36 protein-coding genes and 1 tRNA gene are annotated in these 26816 nt (G+C 62.3%); 24 read left to right on the forward strand and 13 right to left on the reverse strand.

The genetic code is table 11. From position 1 onward, the window contains the following. Positions 1 to 73: 73 nt before the first annotated feature. Positions 74 to 1735 (reverse strand): DUF255 domain-containing protein, encoded by a 1662-nt coding sequence (locus D8896_RS02645; protein WP_121820515.1) that lies wholly within the window; start codon positions 1733 to 1735, stop codon positions 74 to 76. Positions 1736 to 1834: 99 nt separating this feature from the next. Between D8896_RS02645 and D8896_RS02650 the strand changes: the two genes are divergently transcribed. The 12 genes from D8896_RS02650 to D8896_RS02700 all read left to right on the forward strand — a co-directional run bounded on the left by D8896_RS02650 (position 1835) and on the right by D8896_RS02700 (position 9619). Then, on the forward strand, positions 1835 to 2347 hold the full coding sequence (locus tag D8896_RS02650) for an FxsA family protein (protein WP_121820516.1): 513 nt from the start codon (positions 1835 to 1837) through the stop codon (positions 2345 to 2347). Positions 2348 to 2418: 71 nt separating this feature from the next. Beyond that, positions 2419 to 2492: transfer RNA gene (locus D8896_RS02655), tRNA-Ile, on the forward strand. A 174-nt stretch (positions 2493 to 2666) separates the two neighbouring features. Next, a complete protein-coding gene (locus tag D8896_RS02660; protein WP_162991400.1) occupies positions 2667 to 2855 on the forward strand; it encodes a hypothetical protein in 189 nt (62 codons plus the stop codon). After that, positions 2852 to 3235: a hypothetical protein gene (locus D8896_RS02665; RefSeq protein WP_121820518.1), complete on the forward strand. Its 384-nt coding sequence runs from the start codon at positions 2852 to 2854 to the stop codon at positions 3233 to 3235. The genes D8896_RS02660 and D8896_RS02665 overlap by 4 nt, the downstream gene beginning before the upstream one ends. A 210-nt stretch (positions 3236 to 3445) precedes the next feature. After that, positions 3446 to 3955, forward strand: a complete 510-nt coding sequence (locus D8896_RS02670) for a hypothetical protein (RefSeq protein ID WP_162991401.1) — start codon at positions 3446 to 3448, stop codon at positions 3953 to 3955. Between the two features lies 1 nt (position 3956). Next, positions 3957 to 4118, forward strand: coding sequence for a DUF7563 family protein (locus D8896_RS20210; protein ID WP_449404861.1), 162 nt, complete (start codon positions 3957 to 3959; stop codon positions 4116 to 4118). 53 nt (positions 4119 to 4171) lie between these two features. Then, positions 4172 to 4603, forward strand: a complete 432-nt coding sequence (locus tag D8896_RS02675; protein ID WP_121820520.1) for a hypothetical protein — start codon at positions 4172 to 4174, stop codon at positions 4601 to 4603. 187 nt (positions 4604 to 4790) lie between these two features. Continuing rightward, the gene (locus tag D8896_RS02680) at positions 4791 to 6542 is read left to right on the forward strand and encodes a hypothetical protein (RefSeq protein ID WP_121820521.1); all 1752 of its coding nucleotides are present in this window, start codon (positions 4791 to 4793) and stop codon (positions 6540 to 6542) included. A 3-nt stretch (positions 6543 to 6545) separates the two neighbouring features. Continuing rightward, positions 6546 to 7115 (forward strand): hypothetical protein, encoded by a 570-nt coding sequence (locus D8896_RS02685; RefSeq protein WP_162991402.1) that lies wholly within the window; start codon positions 6546 to 6548, stop codon positions 7113 to 7115. Further along, on the forward strand, positions 7112 to 7912 hold the full coding sequence (locus D8896_RS02690) for a hypothetical protein (RefSeq protein ID WP_121820523.1): 801 nt from the start codon (positions 7112 to 7114) through the stop codon (positions 7910 to 7912). Before D8896_RS02685 ends, D8896_RS02690 begins: the two co-directional genes overlap by 4 nt. Then, entirely contained in the window at positions 7909 to 9078 is a 1170-nt protein-coding gene (locus D8896_RS02695) for a P-loop NTPase family protein (protein ID WP_121820524.1), read from the forward strand. Before D8896_RS02690 ends, D8896_RS02695 begins: the two co-directional genes overlap by 4 nt. A 154-nt stretch (positions 9079 to 9232) precedes the next feature. Further along, positions 9233 to 9619 carry a hypothetical protein gene (locus D8896_RS02700; RefSeq protein WP_121820525.1) on the forward strand — a complete coding sequence of 129 codons (387 nt, stop codon included), beginning with the start codon at positions 9233 to 9235 and terminating at the stop codon, positions 9617 to 9619. A gap of 28 nt (positions 9620 to 9647) precedes the next feature. On the opposite strand, the gene D8896_RS19110 is transcribed toward D8896_RS02700, so the two are convergent. The 3 genes from D8896_RS19110 to D8896_RS19115 form a co-directional block, all read right to left on the reverse strand. After that, positions 9648 to 10349, reverse strand: a complete 702-nt coding sequence (locus tag D8896_RS19110) for a hypothetical protein (RefSeq protein WP_162991403.1) — start codon at positions 10347 to 10349, stop codon at positions 9648 to 9650. 111 nt (positions 10350 to 10460) lie between these two features. After that, complete coding sequence (locus tag D8896_RS02705; protein WP_121820526.1) at positions 10461 to 10850, reverse strand: type II toxin-antitoxin system VapC family toxin; 390 nt, start codon at positions 10848 to 10850, stop codon at positions 10461 to 10463. Next, positions 10847 to 10999: a hypothetical protein gene (locus D8896_RS19115; protein ID WP_162991404.1), complete on the reverse strand. Its 153-nt coding sequence runs from the start codon at positions 10997 to 10999 to the stop codon at positions 10847 to 10849. Before D8896_RS19115 ends, D8896_RS02705 begins: the two co-directional genes overlap by 4 nt. A 190-nt stretch (positions 11000 to 11189) precedes the next feature. Here D8896_RS19115 and D8896_RS02710 point away from each other — a divergent pair, with 190 nt between their 5' ends. From D8896_RS02710 to D8896_RS02720, 3 genes are all read left to right on the forward strand, one after another. Next, positions 11190 to 11735: a hypothetical protein gene (locus D8896_RS02710; RefSeq protein ID WP_121820527.1), complete on the forward strand. Its 546-nt coding sequence runs from the start codon at positions 11190 to 11192 to the stop codon at positions 11733 to 11735. 301 nt (positions 11736 to 12036) lie between these two features. After that, positions 12037 to 13314 carry a hypothetical protein gene (locus tag D8896_RS19120; protein WP_162991405.1) on the forward strand — a complete coding sequence of 426 codons (1278 nt, stop codon included), beginning with the start codon at positions 12037 to 12039 and terminating at the stop codon, positions 13312 to 13314. 182 nt (positions 13315 to 13496) lie between these two features. Continuing rightward, complete coding sequence (locus tag D8896_RS02720) at positions 13497 to 14102, forward strand: tyrosine-type recombinase/integrase (protein ID WP_121820529.1); 606 nt, start codon at positions 13497 to 13499, stop codon at positions 14100 to 14102. 17 nt (positions 14103 to 14119) lie between these two features. Here the strand turns inward: D8896_RS02720 and D8896_RS02725 are convergent, their stop codons facing one another. Next, positions 14120 to 14356 (reverse strand): winged helix-turn-helix domain-containing protein, encoded by a 237-nt coding sequence (locus tag D8896_RS02725; RefSeq protein WP_121820530.1) that lies wholly within the window; start codon positions 14354 to 14356, stop codon positions 14120 to 14122. 84 nt (positions 14357 to 14440) lie between these two features. Here D8896_RS02725 and D8896_RS02730 point away from each other — a divergent pair, with 84 nt between their 5' ends. From D8896_RS02730 to D8896_RS02740, 3 genes are all read left to right on the forward strand, one after another. Then, a complete protein-coding gene (locus D8896_RS02730; RefSeq protein WP_205596750.1) occupies positions 14441 to 15166 on the forward strand; it encodes a DNA methyltransferase in 726 nt (241 codons plus the stop codon). Further along, positions 15159 to 15941, forward strand: a complete 783-nt coding sequence (locus tag D8896_RS02735; RefSeq protein ID WP_121820532.1) for a DNA-methyltransferase — start codon at positions 15159 to 15161, stop codon at positions 15939 to 15941. The genes D8896_RS02730 and D8896_RS02735 overlap by 8 nt, the downstream gene beginning before the upstream one ends. Positions 15942 to 16085: 144 nt before the next feature. Continuing rightward, the gene (locus tag D8896_RS02740; protein WP_121820533.1) at positions 16086 to 16970 is read left to right on the forward strand and encodes a hypothetical protein; all 885 of its coding nucleotides are present in this window, start codon (positions 16086 to 16088) and stop codon (positions 16968 to 16970) included. Between the two features lie 28 nt (positions 16971 to 16998). Here the strand turns inward: D8896_RS02740 and D8896_RS02745 are convergent, their stop codons facing one another. The 5 genes from D8896_RS02745 to D8896_RS20115 all read right to left on the reverse strand — a co-directional run bounded on the left by D8896_RS02745 (position 16999) and on the right by D8896_RS20115 (position 18782). After that, positions 16999 to 17232, reverse strand: coding sequence for a hypothetical protein (locus D8896_RS02745; RefSeq protein ID WP_121820534.1), 234 nt, complete (start codon positions 17230 to 17232; stop codon positions 16999 to 17001). A 215-nt stretch (positions 17233 to 17447) separates the two neighbouring features. Beyond that, on the reverse strand, positions 17448 to 17798 hold the full coding sequence (locus D8896_RS02750; RefSeq protein WP_121820535.1) for a hypothetical protein: 351 nt from the start codon (positions 17796 to 17798) through the stop codon (positions 17448 to 17450). Positions 17799 to 17858: 60 nt separating this feature from the next. Beyond that, complete coding sequence (locus tag D8896_RS19125; protein WP_162991406.1) at positions 17859 to 18065, reverse strand: hypothetical protein; 207 nt, start codon at positions 18063 to 18065, stop codon at positions 17859 to 17861. A 105-nt stretch (positions 18066 to 18170) separates the two neighbouring features. Further along, the gene (locus D8896_RS02755; protein ID WP_240451988.1) at positions 18171 to 18458 is read right to left on the reverse strand and encodes a winged helix-turn-helix domain-containing protein; all 288 of its coding nucleotides are present in this window, start codon (positions 18456 to 18458) and stop codon (positions 18171 to 18173) included. Between the two features lie 6 nt (positions 18459 to 18464). Beyond that, on the reverse strand, positions 18465 to 18782 hold the full coding sequence (locus D8896_RS20115) for a PhiH1 repressor (protein WP_121820537.1): 318 nt from the start codon (positions 18780 to 18782) through the stop codon (positions 18465 to 18467). A 213-nt stretch (positions 18783 to 18995) separates the two neighbouring features. Between D8896_RS20115 and D8896_RS02765 the strand changes: the two genes are divergently transcribed. Genes D8896_RS02765 through D8896_RS02790 form a run of 6 tightly spaced genes read left to right on the forward strand, consistent with a single transcriptional unit; the run spans position 18996 to position 23175 of the window. Then, positions 18996 to 19793, forward strand: coding sequence for a hypothetical protein (locus tag D8896_RS02765; RefSeq protein ID WP_162991407.1), 798 nt, complete (start codon positions 18996 to 18998; stop codon positions 19791 to 19793). Further along, a complete protein-coding gene (locus D8896_RS02770; protein WP_121820539.1) occupies positions 19790 to 20161 on the forward strand; it encodes a hypothetical protein in 372 nt (123 codons plus the stop codon). The genes D8896_RS02765 and D8896_RS02770 overlap by 4 nt, the downstream gene beginning before the upstream one ends. Beyond that, complete coding sequence (locus D8896_RS02775; RefSeq protein ID WP_121820540.1) at positions 20158 to 20406, forward strand: hypothetical protein; 249 nt, start codon at positions 20158 to 20160, stop codon at positions 20404 to 20406. Before D8896_RS02770 ends, D8896_RS02775 begins: the two co-directional genes overlap by 4 nt. Next, on the forward strand, positions 20403 to 21308 hold the full coding sequence (locus tag D8896_RS02780) for a beta clamp domain-containing protein (protein ID WP_121820541.1): 906 nt from the start codon (positions 20403 to 20405) through the stop codon (positions 21306 to 21308). The genes D8896_RS02775 and D8896_RS02780 overlap by 4 nt, the downstream gene beginning before the upstream one ends. Then, entirely contained in the window at positions 21305 to 22144 is an 840-nt protein-coding gene (locus tag D8896_RS02785) for a DNA adenine methylase (protein ID WP_205596751.1), read from the forward strand. The genes D8896_RS02780 and D8896_RS02785 overlap by 4 nt, the downstream gene beginning before the upstream one ends. Further along, positions 22126 to 23175 carry a tyrosine-type recombinase/integrase gene (locus D8896_RS02790; RefSeq protein WP_205596752.1) on the forward strand — a complete coding sequence of 350 codons (1050 nt, stop codon included), beginning with the start codon at positions 22126 to 22128 and terminating at the stop codon, positions 23173 to 23175. Before D8896_RS02785 ends, D8896_RS02790 begins: the two co-directional genes overlap by 19 nt. Positions 23176 to 23291: 116 nt before the next feature. Here D8896_RS02790 and D8896_RS02795 read toward each other — a convergent pair whose 3' ends face one another. The 3 genes from D8896_RS02795 to D8896_RS02805 form a co-directional block, all read right to left on the reverse strand. Further along, positions 23292 to 24227 carry an alpha/beta hydrolase gene (locus D8896_RS02795; RefSeq protein ID WP_121820542.1) on the reverse strand — a complete coding sequence of 312 codons (936 nt, stop codon included), beginning with the start codon at positions 24225 to 24227 and terminating at the stop codon, positions 23292 to 23294. A gap of 98 nt (positions 24228 to 24325) precedes the next feature. Further along, positions 24326 to 25585 (reverse strand): antibiotic ABC transporter permease, encoded by a 1260-nt coding sequence (locus D8896_RS02800; protein ID WP_240451989.1) that lies wholly within the window; start codon positions 25583 to 25585, stop codon positions 24326 to 24328. Beyond that, entirely contained in the window at positions 25582 to 26814 is a 1233-nt protein-coding gene (locus tag D8896_RS02805; protein WP_121820543.1) for a carboxylate--amine ligase, read from the reverse strand. The genes D8896_RS02800 and D8896_RS02805 overlap by 4 nt, the downstream gene beginning before the upstream one ends. Positions 26815 to 26816: the final 2 nt, after the last annotated feature.

Here is a 26816-nt window from a genome sequence, read left to right on the forward strand (position 1 = left end):
TGTAGGCTCGGTTACAGATGTGGCACGGGAATCCGGCGACGGCCGCGACGGCCGGCGACGACCAGCTGGCGGTCTACTGGACGCGCTCGGCGACGAGGGCAGCAAGTTCGTCCGGCGTCGTGGCCGGCTCCGAGACCGTCTCGGGGTCGGGGACGCCGCCCTCGACGACGTAGGCGCTGCCGCGCTCGTAGGCGTCGCCGGTAGCGTCCGGGACGACGACCTTCTCGTGGTCGGCCATCCGGAGCGCGGCGCGGTGGAGGTCCGACCTGGCGTCGTCGGCGACGGCGACCGTGAGTCCCCCCCGGCGGACGCGCGACGCGACGGCGGCGTAGTGGGCGACCTGCGGCCCGAACCGGTCGCTCGCGCCGGCGAAGGCCTCGACGGCCTCGCGGGCGGCCTCGCGGTAGCGCTCCGCGCCGGTCAGCGCGTGGAGGTCCAGCAGCGCGTCGGCGAACTCGACGTTGGCGTCCAGCGGGCGGAGCGGGCGGTCCAGCAGCGCCGGGCCGCTGGCCGGGCCGTCCGTGAACGACCCCGCCGAACGGAGGTCGTCGAGGACGTAGTCGGCGAGCCGTTCGGCGTCGGCGAGGGTGTCCGCGCCGAGCACCTGCCGGGCGGTCGAGAGCGCAGCGACGACGCGGGCGTGGTCCGCGAGCAGGCCGCGCTCGCCCGTTTCGTCGCCGTCGCGGTAGTGGACCACGCGGTCGCCGTCGACCAGTTCGGTCCGGAGGTGGTCGAGCGTACGCTCGGCGTACTGCCGGGCGCGCTCGTCGTCGGTGTAGGCGTGGAGCGTGAGCAGGCCGTCGACCGCGACCGCGTTCCAGTCGGCGAAGACCGTGTCGTCGACCGGGGGCGCGTCCGCGTCCTCGCGGTCGGTCGGGTCCAGCGTGTAGTACTCCGCGCTCGCCCCGGCCGACTGGCTGCCGGCGAACGCCTCGCCCGTCCACAGCGTGGTCGTCAGGTACTCCAGCGTGCGCTCGGCCGGCTCGCGGTACGACTCGTCGCCGGTGTAGAGGTAGCCGTTGGCGAACGCGCGCAGCAGGGCGGCGTTCGTGTCCAGCACCTTCTCGTACTGGATCCCGCTCCAGTCGGCCTCCGTGGCGTACCGGAAGAAGCCGCCGGCGTAGTCGTCGAGCAGGTTCGCGCTCACGGCCGAGAGCGAGCGCAGCGCCTGCTCGCGCTCCCGCTTCAGCGCGAACTCGACGGTGCGGGGCATCGGGAACTTCGCGTCGGTCCCCCACCCGCCGGCCGTCTCGTCGTAGGCGGCGCGAAGCTGGCCGACCATCCGCCCCTCCACGTCGTCGGTGAGTTCGCCCGCCGGCGTGTCGTTGCCCTGGACGGCGCGGGGGACGCTCCCCGCGCTCGTCCCCTTCGCGTCCCACGTCTTCCGCACGCTGTCTATCACCTGTCGCATCCCGTCGGGGCCGAGGTAGCCCGCCCCCGTCAGCACCTCGCCGTCCGGCGTGAGGAACACGGTCGAGGGGAACCCGCCCATGTTGTACCGCTCGCCGACCCGGGGGTGCCGGTCCACGTCGACCCGCACCGGGACGAACCCGTCGTTGACGTTCGCCGCGATGCGTGGCTCGGAGTACGTCGCCTCGTCCATCTCGTGGCAGTGCGTACACCAGGTCGCCGCCAGCGAGAGCAACACCGGCTTGCCGGCGCGGTCGGCCGCCTCGAACGCCGCCGGCCCCCACTCGCGCCACTCGACCCGCGTCGCCGCCGCGCTGTCGTCCATACCTCGGGGTAGGCGGCCCGCGGCGTAAGGCCTTCGCACCGGCCCTGCGGCCGTCGCGGCTGTATAAAGGGTTTTGAGGCCGGCCCGGGAAGGACGAGTATGATCTGGTGGCTGCTGGCGCTGCTGCTCATCCCGCTGCTCGACGCGCTGTTTCTCATCTACGTCGCCCTCGAACTGCTCGGTGCCGTCGAGACGGTCCTGCTCGTCGTGCTCACGGCGCTCGTGGGGATGTTGCTCGTCCGCGCCGAGGGGCGCCGCACGATGGCGAAGATCCAGCGCTCGCTCGCTCAGGGCGAACCGCCCACCGACGCCCTGCTCGACGGCGGCCTGCTCATCGCCGCCGGCGCGTTCCTCCTGACCCCCGGCCTCGTCACCGACGCCGTCGGCCTCCTGCTTGCGCTCCCGCCGACCCGCGCGCTGATACGGATGGCGCTCAAGCGCTGGGTCGTCACGCCGTACGTCGACGAGAAGACCGGCGGCTTCGCCACCGGCAACGTGTACACGTTCGGGTTCCCCGACGGCGACGCCGACCGGGAGCGCGACGGCCCCGACGACACCTACGATCTCGGCGACGACGCGTACGACGTGGACTTCGAGGACGACGACCGCTAACCGGACGACGGCGGCGTGGTGCAAGAAGGAAACGCTTAAAGGTTCCAACCGACAACGACTGAGTGCGTTCGGGGCCAATAGCTCAATCAGGTTGAGCGCTCGGCTGATAACCGGGAGGTTCGCGGTTCAAATCCGCGTTGGCCCATCTTCAATTTTACCGCTTTTCAGCCGAACTAAAGCGGCGTCTACAGCGTCGTAACCGTCCGTTTTCGGTCGTCTCAGCGAAAACGGAACCGGCCGATCTGAATCAGCCCGGAAGCACCTCTCCCGGTACCCCTCGCAGTCCCTCACTTCCCGTAGCCACGCGGAGGTGGTCCGCGTGACGCTCCGGTGTGAGTGCGGTGGGCCGGTGCGCGTCACGGAGGGCAGCGATCCCGACCGCGACGGCCGCCACTGGGAGGAGTACGAGTGCGAGATCTGCAGCCGCGTCGGGACCTACGAGTTCGGCGGCGGCGTCTCGGACCGTGTCAGCGGGTGCCTCACGAAGACGAGCGAGGTGCCGCTATGAGCAAGGCCGTCGAACAAGCGGCCGCAGAGCTGGAGCGCAAGCTCGGCGAACCCGACCGACTGACGTTCCCCGACGACTGGACCATGTCGGCATCCTGGCGGCGCGCCCAAGAGGAGGCTGACGCTGGCGGGCCAGTCTCGGCCGCTGAGCGGGTCGTGTTGCTCGGCGAGGGAGATCCCCACCGCGTGCTGTTCACCATCTACGACGGTACCCTGCGGGCCGAGTGCGACTGTGACGGCTACCACTACCGCGGCTGGTGCGCTCACGTCGCTTCGTGCTGGTGGCGGTGGGTCCGCTCGGACCTCGCAGTGACCGACCTAGACACCGGACAGACGCACCTCTCGCCGCCCTGGTGGCTCTCTGTCGGGGGTGAACGATGACGGTGCGACGCCGAACGCGGCGGCAGTCACGCGCGGGCACGCCCGAGAGCGCGCACGACACCCCCACCGCATCCCCTGGGGGGTGTGGTACCCACGTTGCGATCACGGGGGTCGGCCGCTCCCTGTCCCGTGGTTTTGCCGTGGTACCACCGCGGTACCAGAGTGGTACCATTCCTGTAAGCAAAGCTAAGAGAAACGGAGGGGTTCGCCGTGAGTAAGCAGATCCACGAGGAGGGCGACCGTCGTAAGCAGGTGAAGTTCCGCGTCGACGAGTCGAAGTGCGACGCACTCGACGAGGTAGCCGACGAACTCGACATCTCCCGCGCCCGGCTGCTCCGGGACGCCGTCGACGACATCCTCGACGAACACGGCGACGCCACCCGCGACGTGGGCGGCGAGTACTGGCCCGACCGTGAGGACCTGACCGAGCTGTACCGGGCCTGCCTCCGGCACGCCAACAAGAAGCTCATCCTGAACCTGCGGGTGAAAGGCGGAATGGTCGCCGAGGACACCCGGTACAACCGGAACGATCTGGTCGGGGCGCTCCGCCCGCTCGAAAAGCGCGGGTACGTCCGCATCCAGTGTAGCGGTGTCTTCGGGCGGAATCTCAACTCCGAGGTAGCTGTACGGGTCAAGCCGAAGTGCGCCGACCCGAAGCAGTGGAAGTACCGGAAGGTCGAAGACGAGAAGGGCCAGCGACAGGCCACGGGGGCGGATTAGCGTGCCAACCTGTCGCTCCTGCGGTGAGGAAGTCAGCTCGAAATACGCCCGTGTCTGCGGTGTCGATGGCGTGGTGACCGACTGCCCGTGGTGCAACTCCCAAGTACGGGACGGACAGCCCCCGAGTGGAACGCTCTACCACATCCGCGCCGAGGGCGTTTAACTTCCACCCTGCTGCATATCCTTTTCCTAGCCGGTTTCGGACAGCGCGGCGGTATGGCACTCAACATACCCCAACAGTACGTGCCTTCCGGCCTTCGCCGGGAGGACGGTATCGACCTCACAGACAGCGTTCTTGCGCCGTTGTTCGTCCTCGCGTCGTTCAGCGTCGGGGCGGTCGGGACGCTTCAGTTCTCCGACCCGCTGAACCTCGCGCTGTCGGACGCACTGTACGCGGCTCACGGCACCGAGATCACGTTCGCGTTCATCGTCAGCATGTCCGTCCTGGTGGTCGGGTGGCTCACCAACGAGAACACGCCTGAGGACTACACGGACATCGAGACGATCGTGATGCTCCTGGCGGTGCTGCTGAACGTCCTGACTGCGCTGGTTCCGGCCGTCAGCGTCGCCGTCGCCGACATGTGGTACATCGGTTGGTTCAGCGTGTTCCTCAACGGCGCGGCGTTCTACCTGATCGCCTACAAGTAAACCTGGATTCGGAGGATTCAGACCATGATAAACCGCTTTTCGACGTTCGTAGAAGAGAACGAAGACATCCTATTGGCGGCGTACGGCGGCGCATCGGCCGCGCTTGCGTTCGCTGCGACACTGCTGGCGCAAGTGGGGGGACTATGACAGCCCATCAGCCCATGCCCAAAGCTGAGAGGGGGAACCGATGACGCGGCGGATCGTCTCTCTCGCGCTCGTCGGGCTGCTGCTCGTCTCGTCGCTGGCGGGACCGGCGGCGGCCGCGGCGACCGCGCCGAGCGCGGACACCAGGAGTGCGGCGACGGCCTCGACGCCGACTGCGACGACGGCGACCGCGCAGGATAACACGTCAGCGGTCGACTACGCGATCGTCACGGCCGCGAGCGTCGGATGTGTCACGAACCCGGTGGGTTGCGCTTCCGGTGCGGCGTTGGCGAGCTATTCGACGGGTGTGACCGCTCAAGACACCAAGGTCAGCATTCACAGCATTGGTACCGGAGAGTACGAGAGCGCGTCGGCGTATTTCTCACTCTTTGGGAACTACTTGCAAGATACCGGAACGGTCGCGTCTATCGATGCTCGGAACGCAATCGCAACCGCGTACGAGCAGGGGAACACGACGACTCAAGCGGACCAGATGGCCCGGTCAGCAATCCGTGATTACTATTCCGTTCATCAAAAGAATCTTGTAAATTACCACAACAAGCAGGTGGCTCAACTCAATCAGGGCGCGGACATTGCACAGAGTTCCTCAGAGATAGATGACACGTTTATCTCCGGGCCGCCTGTGACCGACCACGGAGAGGACGACGAATACGATTCGTGGAATACGACTGCATTGGTCGATGTTCACGAGAACACGGGGACGCTGAACAACGGGACAGAGATCACGTATCTCGTCCCCGAATTTGCCGTTCAGTTTGACGACAATTCGTTCGATGAGGTCGTTAATATCCGGTTCCGTCTTGACCCCCTGTCCGATAAGTACACAGTCACGGACGACGGGCGGATTCGGTTCGATGCTAACGACGTTGCGAAGTTCGAGAACGTTGGTTCGGAAAATAAGAGTGCGGACATTATGGGTTACATCGAAGTTGAGCCGGTTATGACCGTCCAGTCCGTAACCGGGTCGGGCCTTCAATCGGCGACTGTGTACGATTTCGAGCAGTGGTATGAAACCAGCCAAGAAATCCAGACACAGGCGTCAACGGTCGCAGGAAACTACGTCAGCGGGTTCTCCGAAGACATCTACACCGCGCTCGACAACGGGGAGATCTCCGTCTCCGACCTTCGCGGGATCGACGGCCAAGCGCGTCATCTCATCGGCGACGACGACGCGAACGTGACGAGTGACCGCTACGAGACCGCGGCGCTGACCCTGCTCGGCATCGCCCAACCCAACGCGTCACAGACTTCTACGATGGTCGTAGAGTACAGCGGTTATACTGACCGAACCCGGAATGCGACGACCGGCGAGTGGGAGTACACCGGGTACGTCGAGAACCGGACGTATCAGGGCCTCCTATTCGCTCAGAACGTTCCGACTGGCGGGTTCTCGACGGGAACGACGTACAACACGACGACTCTCGGCGGAACCGTCGTCATGGCCAACGAGACAGCCGGTTCGCAGGAACGCTTTGAGAAGGGCGAATTTGTAATCAAATCGATGTTTGATGAGTCCGGCAACTCGGTCAACAAGACGGACTACGACGAACCGCAGTACGATTCCTACAATTCGACTGAGTACATCACCTACATCAACAAGTCGACGGGAGCATGGGAAGATGCCCTGAGCGAAGAAGAATCGGGACCGTCCGCGGGCGGCGGAGGGGCGTCGATCGAACTCCCTGACGGGTTCAACGCCGGGAGCATCTTCGGCGGGGTGGCAATCATGGCCGTCGCCGCCGGAGCCGTCGTCTTAGTCGTCCTGCGAGGCTAACCCATGCGCCGTATTCTTTCCGCGCTGCTGCTGGTGACAGCGGTGGCTCTGGCGATGGGCATGGGCACGTGGGCCGCGGTCGAGCCGGTGGCCGCGCAGGAAAATCAGAGCTCCAATCAGACGACCGCCGCGCCGCCGTCGACGCCGAACGGGACGCTGGCGCTCTCGGACGCGGCACGTATCACCGACTGGGAGTTTCAGAACGACACGGTTCACGTCACGGTCGAACTGGAGATCTCCCGGACAGTGGTCATCACAGACGGCATGGCCGGGGTGAACACCACTGGAGCGACCCGGCCACCGTCGCAGTCGTGGGACCTCTCCCGCGGTACGCATGAACTGACGATGCCGGTCGAGCATGTCCGCGGCGGGTCGTCCGTGACGGTCGCCACCGCGGGCGGCTCCTACCGACTCAGCAACGCGATGGACCCACCGGACGATGAAGCCAACCCCTTCGAGACGTTCGGCGGAGAGTCCGGTCTGTTCTGGGGAGTCGGCATGACCGTCATCGTGGCCGCACTGGCCGCGTGGTACACGATCCGCACCGAGGCGAGCGGGGTGGTCGAGGCATGACCGACACCAGCGGGACGTTTCAGAACTGGCGCGACCGTCTCACCTTTATCATCGCGGAAGCACAGCTACTCGTCGCCGGCCTCCTGGTGTCGGTCGGGATCGTCCTCCTGTGGTACAAACCCACCGTGCCGGGTATCCCGCCGGTCGCAGGCGGAATGTTCGCCGCGCTGCTGTTGCTCGGCCCCCCGCTGTTCGGTCTGTTCGTAAGTGGGGCGCGGTGGCTCCGACGGCGCAACATGGTCGAGGTGTACCACATCAACGGAGTCGACGACACCCGCCGAAAGCTGTACGTCGCTCCCGAACTGTGGGATGAGAAAACCGTCGAAGGGCCGAGCCCGTACGTGTGCAACGACGGCGACGCCTACGAAGTCCGCGAGTTCACCCACCACGACGACGCCGATCAGCTCGTCGTCCGCGGGTGCTACTTCAGTCAACTCGCCGACTCCAAACTCGTCACCACGAAGGCGATGCTGGAGGACATTCACGGCGACCTCGTCGACGCGTTCCTTGAGTACAACCGGCTCCGGGGTCGCATCTCCAAGATGGGGCTGGAGATACAGCGGGACGTAGTGAACGAGGAAGCCGAGGCCGACGAGCGCGGGTTGATGCACCCGCGGACGGCCGTGAAGGACCACTTCGAGGACGCCAAGCAGGACGCCGAGGAGCGCGACGTAGACGAAATCAAGGACGTGACTGAGTACGTCGAAGAGTACACCGAAGCCCACGGCCCGAGGACACCTGTGGCGGCGGACGACTCGACGAACCAGGCGGCAACCGACGGAGGGACCGACCGATGAGCGACGAACAGGACAACTACACGGTCGGCGGCTTTCGGGAGTACCAGGACGGCAACCGCGAGCGCGACCCCGAGGAGGTACTCCCACACACCGGGTTCGTCCGAGACGAGAAGGTCGACCGTCAGTTAGCCATGCGGGCAGTCCACCACGACCCAGAGAAGTGGGATGGGAAGGCCGCGGCCGACTACCTCCAGGTGCAGAAGAACCGTGACATCCTCCGGGCCGAAGGGAGCGACACCGCGCGGAACGCCTTGGAGAACGGTGATACAGTCACACTGAAGCACTACATCGGCGACCCATCCCAGCAGGCCGACATGGCGGGCATCAAAACGGTGACGCGGCTCCAGGAGATCGTTGCCGGCCCCGCCCCGGTCATCGTCGTGTTGGGCGAGATGGGTGCGGGGAAATCCGACTTCGCGGGACTTCTCGGCCAGCTCCGACAGCGGTGGGTCGACGGGAACCTCCTCGTCGGGTCGAACATCCGGACGCTGGACCGCAACGACGACTGGGTTCGGGAGGGCGGGAGCGTCGACGACGGCTGGATACCGAACTATCCGCTGCTGACCAAGTGGGTCGCACAGGACGGTGACCCCGTCGAGAACCCCCAGCAGCCGAAGCTGTTCATCGGCGACGAGTTCAGCAGCGCGGCCAGTGGCTCCGGCGAGCAAGGGCACAAGGTCCGGAAGTTGATGGGGCCGCTGGTGTTCAAGATCCGCAAGTACGGCGGGGCGCTCATCTACATCGGCCACGACGAGAGTTCGATTCACCCGCTCCTCTGGCGCGTCGGCACGATCATCAAGAAGCAGTCCAAGAAGAAAGCCGTCGTCGCGGACCGCATTTCGGGCGGGAAGCTCGTCGACGTCGACCCGCGGCCGCTCGAAGGCATCCCGCCGACTGATTGGAACATGGCGACCGAAGAGGCGTCAGATTGGTCCTGGGAAGCGCCGAGCGGCGAGGAGAAGGACGGCGAGGCGGTCGCCGAGGAGGACGTGAAGCGGGTGGCCATGTGGACGATGAAGGCGTGTCGGGACCGGGGGATGTCGCCGTACGAAATCGAGGATTTCGTGCCGTACACGCGCACTACCGTCAAGAACTGGCTCGACGACTACCAGGACGGTGGCGAGAAACGCGAGTGGGTTTCGACGGTGGAGCAGGTGATCGCATGAGAGCGTCGGGTTCGAAAGTTCGAAAGCGAAAGCAACCCCCCTTTAGCCCATACGTCGCCCGACACCCTGGCGGGCGTCGGACGACCCCGATGGGCGCGCCGTCGGCGCGGCGGCGGAGTAGTATATATATCGGCGCGCGAAGCGCGTGGTCCGCGTGAGTCGGAATCGGTCGCACCGGGCGAACCGGTTCGGGACGCTTGCCGAGCGGCATCTCGCGGAGGAGTACCGCCTCGAACTTGACCGATGCAGCTGGCACGACGCCCGCGATAGCGACGGGCGGCCGTGGGAGCTGAAGGCCGCGATGATCGAACATTCGAACGGCCAGCCCGGCACGTTCAAACTGTACAAGCAGTATCACGGGAGGCTCCGGGACCACGACGGGATGTACGCGTTCGCGGCGTACAAGCCGTGGGGGCGTGGGATTCGGGTTCTCAAGTCGAAAGCGGTTCACTCCTCGAAGTTACCGATACTTCGGTGGCACGGTGGCGGCGATCATCGAGATACGAAGCAGGCGAAAGTTGCGATTGATACGGTATTTTAGTCGGTAAGGAATGCCGGCAATATGGTTTCTACCGCCATTTTTCGTGCATAGTCACACCTAATGGACCGATCTCATCTCTTGTGATGCTACTATCAATTCGATTCCACCGAATCATCCCAAATCCGTTCGCGTCTCTGAATTTCAGTAGATGGAATTTTATCGTTTTGGACTCGTCACTGGGATGATCATATTCTGCAAAACTCCATTGGCTATCCACAGCGATATCGAGCTGTATTGTTTCGTCGGCTTCTATACCTCCCGTTATTCTCCGAATGTTGATGTAGTTATAGAACTCCTGCGCATCTTCTACATTCTCAGCTAATACCGCACTACAGTGCAGAACCTCCGACTTGTTGTCTCCCCGAGCAAAGGCCCGGTTTGACTGTCGCTCAGCACCTGCAAAGACGGGCGGCTCTTTGGATTCCCACCCATCCCCTGGCAGCTCGGACATATTAAGAACCAATTCTTCAGGGGCTTTTTCGATAGGTACCGAATCGTCCCCTTCCGTAGCGAATCGCGACTCTGTTGCAGTTGTAGCCTCTGTCCCCTGTGTTTCTGTGGTCTGGTCTTCAGTAGTCTGGTCAGCTTCAGCCGACGTGTTCTCAGGTTCCGTAGTTTCATCACCAGCACTATCTCGGCCCCCGCTTGAACAGCCAGCCAAGGCTACTACCGTACCAGAACCAACAATTGCTACAACCCGTCTCCGAGAAATCAGTGAGTGATCAGCCACGGTGACAGAGAACACTTGGAGCAGAAACCAAAAATCTTTGATTTAGTTACATAAGATGGGTCCGAACAGGGTTTCATCTGTTTTTGTTTCCTACAGAAGCGCGCAGAGTCCCTACACTACGTCTTTCGGGTGTTCCGCGCCATGGTCGACAAGTTCGGCGTCAAACGAAACGAGAGTAGCGTCGACGGCGTCGGCCGCGGCGAGAACGAGGGCATCCATCGGGTAGAGGAGCATCTCGGACTGGAGCCGGTTGGCCTCCATCATATCGGAGGCGTCGGGAAACGTGACCGTGACGCGGGAGGTGATCCGGTTCTCGATCTGCTCGATCCGGTCGCGCTCGAACTGCTTTTTCTTCGTGAGGACGCTACGGAGTTCCATCAGGTTCAGCACGGAGACGTACGTCTCGTCGGCTTCGTTGAGGAGCTTCACCGCGTCGTCGGACCGCTCCGTGTCACGGGTGACGGCGGCGACGAGAACGTTCGTATCCAGAAGGAGTCTCATAGCCGCTCGCGGACATCACGGACTTCCTCGACGGAGTCGACCTCGACATCTACTGCCAGCTCGTCGAGTGCGTCACCGAGCGGGAGACTCGGATCGTCCTCGGGGTCCTCGGCCATGAACTCGGTGAAGTCGTCCGTGGTGAGGCTCATACCGGCTGATTGGATTGCTGTTTGGAAAAGCCTGCTGGTGGTATGACCCGAGTGGTAAGTGGATGGACGAACTGAGTAATTTCGAACCCGAGAACGTTAGAAGAGACTGACTGACTGTGGTCGATAAACGGGTACATTTCTATCAGTGGTTGCACAACCATTATTATCAGACGGTTCGCTGTAGCTGTCGATGGCCGAGTCCATCCCGTCACTCGTTGCATTTGTGTGCGTGTACGGACTCATCGTGTTCATTCACGAGTTCGGCCACTATAGTGTCGGACGCTTGCTTGTCGGGATTCCGAGATCTGACATCAGGATCGTTCTTCTCGATTTCCCCCAGCACGTTGCATTACGTGACGGAGACGATTGGGTGAAACCACACGAACAGCCTCGATATGGCGAAGCATATTCCGAATACAACGCTGAGAGAGCACAATTCCAACACATCGATCTATACATCGCTGGGGGATTGATAGGGCAGACAGTCGGGGTTGCAGTGATCGGAGGACTCTGTCTCGTTGTCGGCGAACGGCTCTGGGCCGAACTGTTCGTCGAACTATCGATTCTCCTATCCGGCTCGTACTTTCTCTTCGATATTGGATCGTATCTCAGTTCCTCTCGGAAACGCGGATACACTGGCGACTTTTCAGCACTCTGGATGTACTCCCCTGCTGGCATCATTATGGTCATTTCCTTCTTCGTTCTCGTCCACGGGAGTCTCTACTTTCTGTTGTGAGCGAATGTGAACGGTGAATACCGACGTGGCCAGCCGCAATGCACGTTCAGTACGTCCTTCACCGGTGTCTCTCAACTGCGTGTTTGTACAGAAACGTGAGAGTAGAGCCGTATCTCAGGAGATGCTAGCCACGATGGTGGTAAGTGGAGAGGGCATGCTCCCCATTCCGATAACCGTTTCATTCGTTTGCTGAAAGGGGGGAGTGAGTAATACTCCTCGTCCCCCTGTATGACACTCTATACTCTCTCATATGGTTGGAACAGAAATATATACTAATCCAGAGTCGCCATCCTGTGGTGAAATGGATTCAAGATGGTCCCGCCGTGAAATACTTGGTACTTTAACAGCAGGATCCCTGATTGGTCTGGCCGGTTGTAATTCCATCACAGCACGCTTAGACCGCGGCAGTCGGACGAACACTGTTAAAAAAATCTACCAACCAGGCGACCTCTCGGCAACGATCTCGCTGGAGGAGGGCCAGGCAGTATCTCGGAAGACAATAGATGGGGCATCGGTGAGAGTCCCGCACCGATCCGTATCATCGCTCTTCCATAGGGAGACCGGTGAAGAACTTCCATTACGAGATGAAGACGCACCAGGCGCACTTTCGAACGTAAGTGTCGGGTACGCTGACGGGATCGGAGCCCCAGCTAGCGGCACGTATGTCTGTGCCATCGTGCCATTAATGCCGCCGATGGATGGACAGATTGAGACCGATCCGAAAGCAAAACGGAAACTCGAAACGTTTGGGGAGTCCGGTTCGTATAAACCTATTAGTGAGAACCCGTACCCGATCAAGGATGCGGTTGAACTACTAGAAACTGCCCGGGAAAACTTTGGTACGACACCAAAAGGATATAATGGGTATCCACTTGGTCAAGCTGGCTATCCTATCCCGGCATCATACCTCTATTTCCGTACCGATGGTGCAGGGTCGCAACATATCGGTGTAGAGGGAGCACCAGATCCTCCAATCGATGGCGAGGTGATCTATGTCCCCGGGAATAAGTTATTTGAACTCGTGACAGTCGAACTGGTTCGTGCGCGCACTGTAAAATCCCTCTCCGAAAGCAAACGCGAGGAGTACATATCACGCTTGACCGCTCTCCTCCCGGCAGTCTACAGCGAATATGGCCTGATGTTTCAGGGACGGGAACTGACTGCTCAGGAAGACGAATTCATCGACAGTATTACCGACGAAGTGCTTGGTGAGATAGGAACCAGTGCTTCTCGAGTCGCAGAGCGTGTCACTGAAGCGATCTCCGATGAGGTTGGAGGAGATTATGAATGGGAAGTCAGCGAAGTTTCCGAGGAAGCAACCGTTGAGGACCCGACTATCACCGCCACATGGTTCCTGACTGGCGAGTCAGAAATAGACATAAGTGATGATGAAGCCCAGTTTGAACCAATAGAGGACGCACTTCCGGCTGGTGCTTCCCCGGTGTTTGATCTCTCCGTTTCAGTACCGTTCTCGTGTACGACGATGCTCGAACTGACTGACCAATTTCTGGTCGGGTCCGATGTCAGGACGGACAGACGACTGCGAAATGCCCAGATTGATCTAAACTATAAGTCCTGAGCTAGAAACGAAGATGTTTGAAAGGTAACTACACGGTACCTATCAATTGCGTGTTTTTGTAGAAACGTGCAACCACCGCGGCCCACAGCCCACGAACCCCCGCTATTCCGCCGTTCTGAGTGAGTCGGTCGACTGGTCCGGTGGAACGAAGTGCACGTAACTCAAGAAAAGTGCGAAGCGCCATGCGTACTGAACGCAATAGAGACGGGAGCTGGAACGTGTGGATGAGTCGGGAGGAGTACCGCGAGCTACCCCGAGCGGCGGACACCTTCGAGCACGAGATCGCCGTGCGGTTGATGGGCGACTGTGGGCTCCGGGTCGCGGAGGTGCTCGACGTGCGGCCCGAGCACATCGACCGGATGAGCGACGGGCGGCACTACGAGCTGGAGGTAGTCGGCGGGAAGGACACCACCGGCGAGTACGAGGGGGGCAAGCACCGCGAGACGTGGCTCCCCGTCGAGTTCGAGGCGGTCATCAATCGTTACGTCCAGGAGCGTGGGCTCGCCGACGACGAGGCGCTGATCGACCGCTCGAAGCGGACCGTGCAGTACTGGGTGGAGGAGGCCGCGGCTGATGCGGCGGCGGCGACCGGCGACGACGATTACCGGCGGCTGTCGACGCACGACCTTCGGCGCTGCTGGGCGAACCACCTGCTCGTCGAGGAGAACGTGAGTCCGCGGATCGTGATGGCGCTCGGTGGGTGGTCGTCGTACGATGCGATAGAGCCATATCTGGCTGCTCCTACGGAGGAGAACATCATTGACACTATGGCAGTAACTGAGCTCTGAACCAACCGATACCGTGGTTACTCTCCGGCACGTTCCGCCTGAAGGGTCAGTTCTCCTCGTTCGGTGAGTGAATATACCTTTCTTCGACCGTCCTCTCTACTCTCCACGTAACCGGCTTCTTCCAGTTCTTGAAGATGCTCGTACACGGTAGGGCCTTGCTTTCCAAGATCTTTGGCGAGAGCGTAGCCGTGGCGGGGTTCTTCATCTAATAGAGAGAGAATCCTACGCTTTGCATCAGTCAACGTCAGCCCCATCTCCTTCAGGGTTGGAATGGGTTGCTGATAAGCGATGGATACCCGAATACCTATGCATAGGCGTACAGCTATGTATTGGTGAGAATGGTGAAACGGTCAAGTACCCCAGGTGGTAAACTGGATACCAATCAAATGTATCTCGTCGATTTGAGCCGGGTGGTATCTGCAGCCGACTCACAGAACGAGGTTCTTGAGAAGACGCGGGGGGTCTGGGATGGGATCTATGATCGAATGGAGCCGACTGAAACACTGTGGGTCGTTGCTCCAAATGACTACCGCGATGGACGTTTCTGGCCAATTTCGATGGCAGTATCGGATTATGCCCGGCAAGAAAGCTCTCTTACCCTGAAGAACACGATCACGGTCCATCAGTGGAACGAACGCGGCGCCGACATGGAATCGGCGTACGATGAGATCCTGCTTTTGGTTAAAGACAAGAGGCAGTATCAGTTCCACAAGGACGAAATCCGAGTTGCCCACGTGTACGAGGGGAACGAATGGGGCGGTGAGCGAAAAGAGGGAAATAGCGCCTACCATGATACGGAGGTTCGACGTTATAATCCCGACGGGAAGGATCCGGGGAACGTATGGCTGGAGGAGAACCGAACTTTGACTAACAACCAAGAGGTCGACGAAACCGCGTCGATCCCATTGGAAGAAGCTATTCGTCGATGTGTACTCGTGGGCTCCACTGAGGGTGAGACTGTTCATACCCTCTGGGTGAATGACTTTGAGAGCGTTATCACGGGGGAGAACCGGCAGGTCAACCAGCTCGAACCGGAGGAGGTTCAGGTGATACAAAATGACTGATCTGGATTCTTTCGACAATCTGGAAGTCCACTGGGAGTCGAGCGAGGACATGAGTGCAGTTGACGACGGAAGCGTTCAATCGGTCATCACATCACCGCCGTACTGGGATCTGAAGGACTACGGGCACGAAGATCAAATCGGGACCTCCGACGAGTCTTACGAGAAATACCACGACCGAATGGAAGCGGTCTGGAGTGAGTGTTATGACGTACTCTCCGACGACGGGACCATGTGGATCGTCGTTGATACAGTAATGGAACGTGGGGATCTCCAGCTCCTTCCATACCACATCGCTCAGCGAGCAGAAGATATCGGATTCGTCCTACAGGATTTCGTCACCTGGTACAAGCCCACCGCCATCGCGGGGATGACGGATCGGAACGTCGTCAACAAGAAAGAGTACGTCGTTTATCTCTCGAAGAACCGGGATCACAAGTTCAGAGAAGACGGGGTAGAAAATGGGCTTGAAGACCCGGCCATATCGGAAGAGCACCGACTCGGGAACGTATGGCGACATCCCGTGAAACGCGGTTCAGTGGGTCAGAATGTTCTTCACAAGGCGCCGTATCCTGCTTCCCTGATCAACCGTATCGTCGAAATTTCCACAGATCCAGGTGACACTGTCCTCGATCCGTTCTTCGGTAGTGGCACTACTGCCGCTTCCGCACTTGGCCTTGACCGCGCCTGTATCGGATACGAGTTGAACGAGGAGTTCGAGTCGGTGATAGCTGAGCGGCTCGCCTCTTTACAGCAGCGATCACTCACCGAATTCTAAGTCCCAGTTTTTTGCCTGAGACGGCCACTCGGGAATCCGAAGCAGGAAGTGATGAGTGACTACCTTGGATATACAGAGATATTTGCCTATGCATAGGTATTCGCGGATTTATTCGTTATCCCACCGCCGTGTCCGGGATTCTATGTGGCTGATAAGAACCCTTGGACTGACGATCTCGGATTCACCGATTTAGGAACTGAAGAACGCGAGCAGACGTTAGAGGAAATCAAGGATCTAATCAAGACCCTCGGCAACGAACACCCTGAAATCTTCGAAGGCCGGGATATCGACGCTGGCGACTACCAACGCGAATTGAAGGACGCCGTTTTCTCTTTGGGCGGGACGTTTCGGCAATCTCACGGCGCGGATAACGAGGATATCGTCCGAGACGTTTTCCTCGAACCAGCGGCGGAGCAGGGATACCTCACCTTCGACGATCAGCGCGGTAGCGAACGTATCGATTTCAAAGGCCGTATCGAGAGTACCGGAGACGTGTTTGCGATGGACGTGAAGGGCGGTGAAGGCCAAAGTATCGGTCACCTGCTTGTGCCGGAGAACACGGATTCCCTGATGCTGTGGAGCGAACGGAACGCCCGAAACACCAAATCGCCAGCGTCGCGGTTGAACGAAGTCATCAACCGAGCTGTCCGGTGGGGTCTGAACCAAGCCGAGGATCCGCAGTTCATGATCATCCGCGACCCGCCGGCAGGCGCCCGAACTGAGAACGGTCGCGTCATCCCAGACCTGGTAGTGTTCCCTACCGAATATCCGTCGCCTGCGAATCCCGATCCCGAAATGCCCACTTTCGATGACCTCCATTTCGCCGAAATTCTATTCGAGGTGACGACGGGCATCGGAGATCTCGAAGAAGATCAGTGTTTGAAACACATCTGGTGGCACGAAATGGAGTACGAGGACCGCGATGGCGGGAAGATCGAGAAAAACATCTACAACGCATACGACGAGAGTATTCAACTACAGACACACAGTATCGACTATTCCAGGATTTCAGACGTTGAATCGGGCTAATTGCAATTAACCAGCCCACAAAGAGTAATCAGCGTTGACCGCTCCTGACAAGTGAAATCACAATTGCCAGTATCACCGTGATAAAAATAGCCGGCTGAATAGCATTAGCGATTGCATTGATACCCGCTCGGGAAGCAGCGATCATATTGAATTCGGGATTTGTCATCTGTTGAGTCATAACAAAGAGCAGAATAAACGCAGGAATAAGCCCAATTAGCGTTATAATCGCACCAGCATCCTCGAATGCCTGTCCAAATCCCATATTTGGTTCATACACGTTACAGGTAATAAATCGTTCACCGTGAAAACCAGAGAGTCGAGTGCCGACTCGGTCCAGAAGTGGGCTCGACTCGGAGGAGCCACCCTCCGGCCCCGCTGTCCATACTGGGGGGTCAAAAGGTTTCTCGACTGTCGGGATAATTCCTCCAAGTGTAGAATGCTATGCTCGCAAGATTTGGTTCCGTTGGTGAGGAGAGACTACAGTAAGTCGCTATCTTCGTCGACGATCTCCTCATCCCACTCCAAAACAGCTCTCTGGACTGCGAACTTTCGTTCAGTTATATTCATGACTCGGTTTTCTAATTGGTCGATGTAGTCTTCCAATTCATCTTCATCCTGAATAACAAAGTATCCTTTAGTGGAGGCAGCCACGGGGAGGTAGTCATCCATAACCAATTCACGTATTATTGCTCTCGTAGAAGGGAAAGAACCGATGTCATCCACACCGATTTCTTCATTGATTTCGCGGGATGAGATAGGGTTGTCCTCACCTTTGTGATTTAGGAGGATCTGCTTGACTTGTTCTTTTACTGCGGGGTCATCTGCCATAGTACAAATGACTCTCCCCCGGGCACTTAATAATCTAGTACCGAATTGACAGAAAGATAGTTAACGGCCCAGTTGGCAAGCGTAGTAATGCGATTTCAGTTCATTCTCTAAAACTACTGCTAAATTCTGTCTACCGGCTTCTCGTGCCTGTTCAATGGCCTGGACAAGCGTTTCATCTAATTCTGCATCAGCCTCGGTGTCATATTCCCTGTCGGTCGGAAGATCAGTAATCGTGGTACTTTCGTTGACGGATTCTGTGGTTGCCATGCTGGCGTCTATGAGGTCCTCCTATCTAGTTTTTTCGGCGCAGGACCCCCCATAGCACAAATTGAAGTGTTTCCAGGCAAACTGATTTTGCTCTTGGAGTCTCGACTACAGCAACGCGACCTGCGGGCGCGGCAGCCCACGTGCATCCAGCTCGCCATCAAGGAACTCCTCGCCCTTCGTCGTGATCTCGTAGTGTCCCCAGTTCTTGCTAACCGGCGCGGCGAGTTCGGCCCGTACCAGCATGATACATCGTTCTCTCACCCGTCCCGTCGACGCGTATAACGAGACTTCGCGAGCGATGTAGGAGGGCGACGCCATGTCTTCATTGCGGAGGATTTCAAGCGTGCGCTCATCGAGGGGGCACATCCAGGTAGCGGCGTGTCGTGTGGTCATCTTATCTTAGATATCGCCAGTTTCGGATGCTGTTGGCCCGTTATTCTCGCCGTTGCCGTTGATGTAGGCTTCCTCCTCTGCATTGTACTCGCCGTCGAGGTACGCCTCGCCTTCGTCAGTCATTCCGTACACTCCATTTCCGAGGGGGAGAAGTAGACCCTTCTCTGCGAGTTTTCGGCACCGTCGAGATACGTGCGAGTTGGAGACGTGGATAATATCGCTATTGGCTAATTCCCCCACAGAGGCGGATTCACCTTCTGTCTCGCGGATATACTCCAATATACGGTCATCCCATACTGTCATCCACGTCCCGGAATGTCGCATTACCTGTGCTTCTACACTTGTTCCCCTATCAGTTGTCTATTCGGATTTTAGGGTCCAGTTTCCCCTATTCACCTCACCATAACATATATGCAGAATGACCCCGTTTGTGCGAGTGGAGCCGCCGACTCGGTCCAGATGTCGCTCGCCGGTTTCGTCGTGCCGGGCGATGCTGGCACATCGCCCGGCTTAGTGCGGCTCCGTGGAGAAACCGCTATGTCGCAATCAAGCAACGCGGGCACGAAGGCCCGCACGACCCGAGAAGAGTCGTCTCCCAATAAATCCGACGCCGCGCGGACGGTGCTCATCAACCCCGAGTCCGAGCGCGACGCGTTCCACCGCGGGCTCGGCTGTGCCAGCAAGGCCAGCGGCCCCACCCGCTCGGTCTCCCTGTCGTGGGCGCGAGAGCAGGGCCTCGACGCCTGCGGCAACTGCGCGCCCGATCTCGCCCGCGAAGTCGTCACCGACGGCGGCCGCGTCGTCGAGTCCCCCGCCGACGGCGTCGACGACCTCGCCTTCGAGTACGTCCACGACCCCCACGACCCCGAGGCGTTCCTCGTCCGCTGCACCACCTGCGGCGAAATCGACGAGTGCTCCGACCGCGGCGACGCCCACAGCCGGGCCGACACCCACGGCCTGAACTGCTCGGCCACCGGCGTCACGCCCGTCTCCTCGAAGCGCGTCGCCACCGACGGCGGCCGCGATATCTACGGCTGCGACACGCCCGACTGTGACGGCGAGAAGGAAGTCGTCACCCCCGACGGCTACGTCTGCCAAACCTGTGCGGACCAGCTCGCCGCCGAGTACGAGGACGAAGATCCGCGGCTCCTCACCGACGGCGGTGAACCTGCCGAGGAGTGCGATCACGAGGTGAGGTACCTGGAGGACTTCCGGGAGCCGTCTTACGGGGATTCTCACAATGGGCGGGGAGATCTCAGTCTCGAAGCAGACTGCGCTGCGTGCGGGACGGCCGTTCTTATCGACGCGAAGGTGAACGAGGTGATGGAATTTTGAACGAGTCTTCCAGCAGCGGTCAACCCGAGGACCAGTCGATCAACCCGCTCGACCTGCCGTCGTACTGTGACCCCGCGGTCATCCAGACCAAGGCCCGGTCCAACGGCCAGGAAGTCACGGAGAAGGTGGGCGTCGCCAACGTCGACGTACTCGATTCCGGTGCTGCCCGCGTCCGCCAGTGGGACGGCCGCACGAAGGTCGTCCCCGAGTGGCGCTGGTGTACGGTCATCTACCTCCGGACCGAGAGCTACGACAAGAGCCCGGAGGACGCCGAAAACCAGTACCTCCACGCCGAGCGCGTCGTCCAGTCCGACCGCGAGCACGTCCCCGTCGACACCACGCCCACCCGCGAGGAGGTGACGGCATGAGCGACGCCGACGCGACCCGCGAGACGAAGACCTTCCACCGCGCGGTGTGTCCCTCCTGTGACACCGAGAACGGGCTGAACCGCCCGTCAACGCTTCGCGTCCGGGCGAAGGTCGACCGCAAGATCCACAACAACAAGCATCACAGCGGCGCGCCCGTCGCCGAAGTCGAGACCTTCGACGCCGAGGCGATCGGGGCCGTGCCCACCGACGCGCCGCCCCTGCCGGGCGAGGAGGTGGACGCATGAGCCGCGCCGTCGACGCCGACGACCGGACCGACGACCTCGCCGCCGACGCCGACGAGGATCCCGCCGTCAGCATCCTCACGAACGGCGACCCCATCCGGTCGCTGACCGAACTGCTCGACCCCGTCGCCGACGAGTTCCGAGTGCGGTTCGACGAGGACGGCATCCACACGCGGGCCGTCGACCCGGCCAACGTCGCGCTGGTCGACCTGACCGCCCACGCCCAGGGCTTCGACCGGTTCGATGTCCACGAACCCACGACGTTCGGCCTGTCGCTCCCGGCCTTCGAGAACGCCGTGACGTGGGCGCGCAAGCGCGGCGGCGACGGCGACCCCGTCGCCATCGACGTGTTCGACGACCCGGCCCGCATGCGTGTCCGGGTGACTCGCCCCGACCAGGAGATCACCCGCGTCACGGAGTGGTTCGGCGTCGACCCCGACATGCTCCGGGAGGATCCCCACATCCCGACGGATCTCACGCTCCCCTGCCGCGCGGACCCGAGCGTGAAGGCGTTCAACCAGGGCATCAAGGCCGTCGAGAGCAACCACGACCACGCCTTTGTCACCCGCGACGACTCGACGTTCGTACTCGGGAGTCAGGCGGGCGGCGATACGACGCCCTCCGACGACGAGGACGGGCGGACCGACCCCGAGGACGCCGTGATGTTCGCCAACTGCGCGTGGGCCGAGACCGACGACGTGGAACCGTTCTCGACGGTGTTCAGCCTCGACTACCTGACGGACATCGCAACCGGCATCAAGCGCGGGAAGGCCGACCGGCTCCTCGTGAAGTGGGGCGACGAGTTCCCCGCGAAGTTCGAGATCGAACACGACGACTGGGGGTTCGAGGCGACGTACATGCTCGCCCCGCGAATCAAGAAGGACGACCAGGAGGGATCTGCGTGACGCTGAGCGCGTTCCCCTACATCGGCGGTAAGACCCGATTGGCGGACTGGATTACCGACCACTTGCCGCCGCACACTACATACGTCGAACCGTTCGGCGGCTCCGGGGCGGTGCTGCTGAACAAGCCCCGAAGCAAAGTCGAGGTGTTCAACGACAAGGATGACGACGTGGTGACGTTCTTCCGGGTTGTACGCCAGCGCCCGGAGGAGCTGGCCGACTGGTGCCGGATGACGCCGTTCTCCGAACAGCTCCACGGTGAGTGGGCTGATCAGTTCTTCGGCGGTGACCGCCCTGACGACGAACTCAAGCACGCCGGGCGGTGGCTGTTCCTCCGCTACAGCCAGTACGCTTCGAAGGTATCGGGGAAGAGCGGCTTCAAGCGTGAGAGTCCAAACTACGAGACTGGCAGTAAGAACGCACGAAATTGGGCCAACGTCCCTGTCCGGATTGACCAGGTAGCCGACCGCTTCCGCGGCGTCTCCGTGGTCAACGAGGACTATCAGAGGATCATCGAACGGTACGACTCCGACGAGACGGTGTACTACCTTGACCCTCCGTACTTCGGGAACGAAGATCTCTATCGGGAGGCTGCGGATCACGCTGCCCTCGAGCAGACGCTCCGGGACATCGACGGCTACGCAATCGTCAGTTACTCCGAGATCCCGCCGGGGCTGTACGAGGACTGGCACACCGTCGAGAGGACGACCCACCACTCCGCTGCGGGCAACGGCAAGGAGGCCGAGGAGCGGCTCCTGATGAACTTCGACCCGGAGACGGTCGAACCGTGGGTACCAGCACAGCAGACGGCGGCGAGTGAATGGGGGTCGGAAGCGTGACCGACGACCTCGAACCCATCACGCCGGAGGCCGCGCTGGAGTACTATCTCGACGACCGCCGGTACGACCTCGCCGACTCGACGTACCGGAGCCACGAGGCCCGGCTGCGTTCGTTCATCGAGTGGCTGGAGGACCAGGGCATCCACAACATGAACGACGTGGACCTGCGGACGCTCCACTCCTACCGCGTGTACAAGCGGGAGGACAACGGGGAGGACGACCCCTGCAACGCGGTCACGATGCAGGGGCAGATGTCCACGATACGGAAGTTCATGGAGCGGTGCGTCGACCTGCACGCGGTTCCCGAGAGCCTCCCCGACCGCATCCGGCTCCCGACGGTCCGGGCGGAGGACCAGAGCGACGACACCAAGCTCGAACCCGAGCAGGCGCAGGCGACGCTTGACTTCCTCCGGCAGTACCGGTACGCGTCGAAGGTCCACGTTACCCTGCTCCTGATGTGGCGAACCGCGGCGCGGCGGGGCGGCATCCGCGCGCTCGACGTGGGCGACTTCGACGCCGACGAGAACGCGCTGTGCTTCCGCCACCGCCCCGAGGAGGGAACGCCGCTGAAGAACGGGCCGAGCGGCGAGCGCGACGTGGCGATCCACGAGCACACCGCCGCCGTGCTGGCGGACTACATCCAGAGTCCGAACCGCGACCAGGTGACCGACGAACACGGGCGGCGGCCGCTCATCACGACCACCCACGGCCGCCCGTCGCTCTCGACGATACAGAACTGGGTCTATCGCATCACTCGCCCGTGCGTCATCGGGGACCCGTGCCCCCACGACCGCGACCCGGAGACGTGCAAGGCGATGGACAACGACTTCGCCAGTACGTGCCCGTCGTCGCTGTCTCCACATCCGGTCCGGACGGGGTCGATCACTGCCCACCGCGACAAGGGAACGCCCCGGCAGGTGGTGAGCGACCGCGGCGACGTGAGCGAGGAGATCTTGGAAAAGCACTACGACAAGGCGTCGAAGCGCCAGCGGATGCGCCGGCGTCAGGAACACATCCCGGAGGACCTGTAACCATGCCTGCGAACCCCCAAACAGAGCGAGTCAGCGACCCGTGGGAAAATCGGAAGACACAGACCGCGTTGGCCCATCCCGAATTCTCACGCTTCTCAGCCTCCATAGAAGGTCGGTCACTCGCCGCTGAGCACGTCGCCGAGTTCGCCGCCGATCTCGGCGATGGCGTCGTGGGTGCGGTCCACGCCGCGGAGCGTCAGGAACCCGTGGACCATGGCCTCGTAGTTCTCGTAGCGCACGTCGACGCCGTCGCCGGCGAGCTGGTCGGCGTAGGCTTTCCCGCCGTCCCGGAACGGGTCGAACCCGGCGGTGACGACCGTCGCGGGGGCGACGCCGGCGACGTCGCCGGCGTTCGTCGGGTCCGCGTAGGGGTTGCGCTCGTGGATCTCGCTTTCGTAGTAACACTCCCGGAACCAGTCCAGATCGGCCTCGTCGAGGACGATACCGCTGTGCTCCCGAACGGAGGGCTGGTCCGGCTCGACGCCGACGCCCGGGTAGAGCAGCGTCTGGTGGTCGATCGCGGGCCCGTCGCGCTCGGCGGCCATGAGCGCGGTGACGGCGGCCAGCGCCCCGCCGGCGGAGTCGCCCGCCACCGCGAGCCGGCCGTCGCCCGCGACCGAGTCGGGGTTCGCGGCCGCCCACTCGACGGCGGCGTAGGCGTCCTCGACCGCCGCGGGGAAGGGGTGTTCCGGGGCGAGCCGGTAGTCGACGGAGAGGACGGCACAGCCGCTCTCCCGGGTGAGGTGCCGGCAGAGCCAGTCGTGTGTCGCGATGCTCCCCAGCACGAACCCGCCCCCGTGGAAGAAGACGACCGTCGGGAACGGGCCGTCGGCGTCGGGCACGTAGAGCCGGGCGTCCAGATCCCCGGCTGGCCCGGGGATCGTCCCGTCGACGGTCGCGCCGACGCTCGGCGGGTTGCGGTTCCGGACCCACATCATCGCCCGGGAGAACTGCCGGAGCAGCTTCAGCCCGCGGCGGCTGTGGGGCAGCGGTATCAGGGCCTGTCGCTCGACCGCGGCCTTCGCCTGCGGATCGATCTCGTCTGCGTGCATGGCAAACCCTTCGGCGAGCCGACAGTAAAGCTTCGGGGCGGGACGACGGCCCGTCTCGGACGCGCTGTGGGGTCACCCGTCGCGGCCGAGCGCGGCCGTCAGCGGTCGCTGTCGGCCACCGCCGGCGACGGGAGTCCCGGCAGGTCGACGCCCGCCACGACGCGGAGGTGTTCGGCCATCGCGTAGGCCATCCACGCCTGACACCAGCGCATGAGCGTGTACCGCTTCGAGACGACCCGACCCTTGCGGAACCGAAACCGACCGTCGCCGGCGTACAGCTCCTCGTGCACCCAGTCGAAGATCCGGCGGGCGAGGTCGTGCTCGCCGGCGTAGGTGAACGTCAGGATGCCCTGCGCGGCGGCGTGAACGTCGCGGGGGTACGCCGACGACTCGTCCCAGCGCGGCGCGCCCGAGTCCTCGAACATGGTCCGGTAGAACGCGAGCGCGTCGTCGACGGTGTCGGCGTACCGGTCCCCGACGGCGTCCTCGTAGCGGAGGAACGACTCGACGACGAAGCCGTTGTGGAAGTTGTCCATCGACAGATGCGACGCCTCGGGCGGGTCGCGGTAGTGCCAGCCGCCGCGGTCGGTCTGGAGCGCGGCGACGTGGTCGAGGATCGCCGTCGCGCGGTCGCGCAGGTCGGCGTCGCCGAAGTGGTCGTAGAGGTCGACCAGCAGGCGCGCGCCGATGGCCCCGGCGTTGATGGTGTAGTACTCGTCGGCGTCGTTCGTGTGGTAGTCGATGACCGCGCCGTCGTCGACCTCGCGGTAGCGCAGGTCCTCGACGACGAAGTCGGCGGCGGTGCGGGCCACGGTCGCGTACTCCCGGTCCAGCGTCGACGCGGCGAGCAGCGCGCGGACCGGTGGGGCCGTCGAGACGACCGAGGGGTCCGCCGGGTGACTGAGCGTGTCGAGCGTCTGGATCCGGTGCTTGTGGCCGCCGCAGAACCCGCGGTAGCCGGTCGACTGGTTGTCCAGCAGCCAGTCGACGAGATGTCGCGCCTCGCCGGCGTAGTCGACGCTCGGGTCGGTTTCGGGGAAGTCCCCTGCCGCGAGGCGGTCGACGGCGAGGTTGGCGGCCGCGAACAGCCCCGTACTCATGAAGTTGCGGCGGCGCTCGACGAGAAACAGCGGGCGGACGTTGACCGGGGCGCGCTTGATCGTCTCCTGGAAGGCGAGGTTCACCCACTTGTTGTCGACGGGGAGCGCCCGCAGCAGGCGGCTGCTCAGGCCGTCGCAGTAGTCCCAGCCGACGTAGTTGCGCGCCCGGGAGTACGCCAGCGTCTCGCGCAGGGTGCGACTCATCCGGCGGACGGTCTCCGTCGCGTCGACCGCCACGGCGTCGGTCGTCTCGCTCATCGTCCCTCCCGCGGGTCGAGGCGAGCCAGCAGCGGTTCGACGCGCCCCCGGATGTTAGCGGCCCTCTCCGTCGACTCGTCATCGGGGTCCGCCTCCGTCGACCCGTCGTCCGGGTCCGTCCCGTCGGCGGGCGGCGTGAACCATGCCCGATAGTCGTGGAGATTGAAATCGGGTCGCGCGGGCGGCCACAGCATCGACAGCGCGGCCCGCGGGACGGACCCATCGGAATCGCGGCGCGCGAAGTCCAGCTCCCGGAGCGGAAACACCATTTCGCGGCGCTGGTCGGGCGTCGGCGGCCGCCAGTCGAGGCCGAGCAGCGCCGCGACCATTGTCGAGACGAACCGGTAGCCGGCCTGGCTCGCGAGGGCGTAGGAGGCCCACAGCTTCGGGTTGACCTCCATCAGGGCGTACGAGCCGTCGTCCCGGCGCTTGAACTCCACGAGGGCGAACCCGTGCCAGTCCAGTTCCCGGAGGAGGCGGATCGCGGCCGCCTCCAGTTCGGGGTCGCGGAACACCCCGACCCGCGTGCCGCTTCCGCCCTGCCGGGGGATCGAGCGGCGCTCCTCGTGTTCGAACAGCGTCCGGACCGCGCCATCGAGAAACAGCGCGCCGCAGGCGTACGTGGTCGACCCGCCGACGTACTCCTGGACGAGCACGTCGTCGCTCTCGGCGTCCAGATCCTCGTACGTCGGCCAGAACTCGCGTGGCTCCTCGACGACGGCCGTCACGTTCTCGCCGGACTCGTGTCCGGCCTTGAGAAAGAGGGGGAACGGCAGGTCCCGAACCGCGGCGGGCGTGCGCTCGGCGTCGGCGAGCGTCGCGGAGAAGTCCGCGGGCGTGTCGATCCCGAGGTCGTCGGCGAGCGCGAGCGTCCGCCGCTTGTCGACGGCGGCCGCGAGCGAGTCGGACGGCGGCAGACAGCACGCGACGCCGTCGGGGAGCTGCTCGCGGACCTCGTCCATCGCCGTGACCGACCGGTAGCCGACCGGAACCACCACGTCGGGGCGGTGCCGGTCGGCGGCCGTCAGGAGTTCGGTCGGGTACCCGTCGCCGGTCGTGGCGACCGTCTCCGCGATGTCGCAGTGCGTCGAGCGCAACAGCCTGCTGTCCGGCGACGTGCCGACGCCGACGACGGTGGCGTTCAGGTCGGTCGACAGCTCCGTCGCGACCTGGATCGCGTTGTCGAAGTCGCCGTCGAGCACCATCACACGGGGTGGTCGCTCGCCCATGT

Origin of the sequence: Halostella salina (genome assembly GCF_003675855.1) — an archaeon.
In the GTDB taxonomy this organism is placed as follows: domain Archaea; phylum Halobacteriota; class Halobacteria; order Halobacteriales; family Natronoarchaeaceae; genus Halostella; species Halostella salina.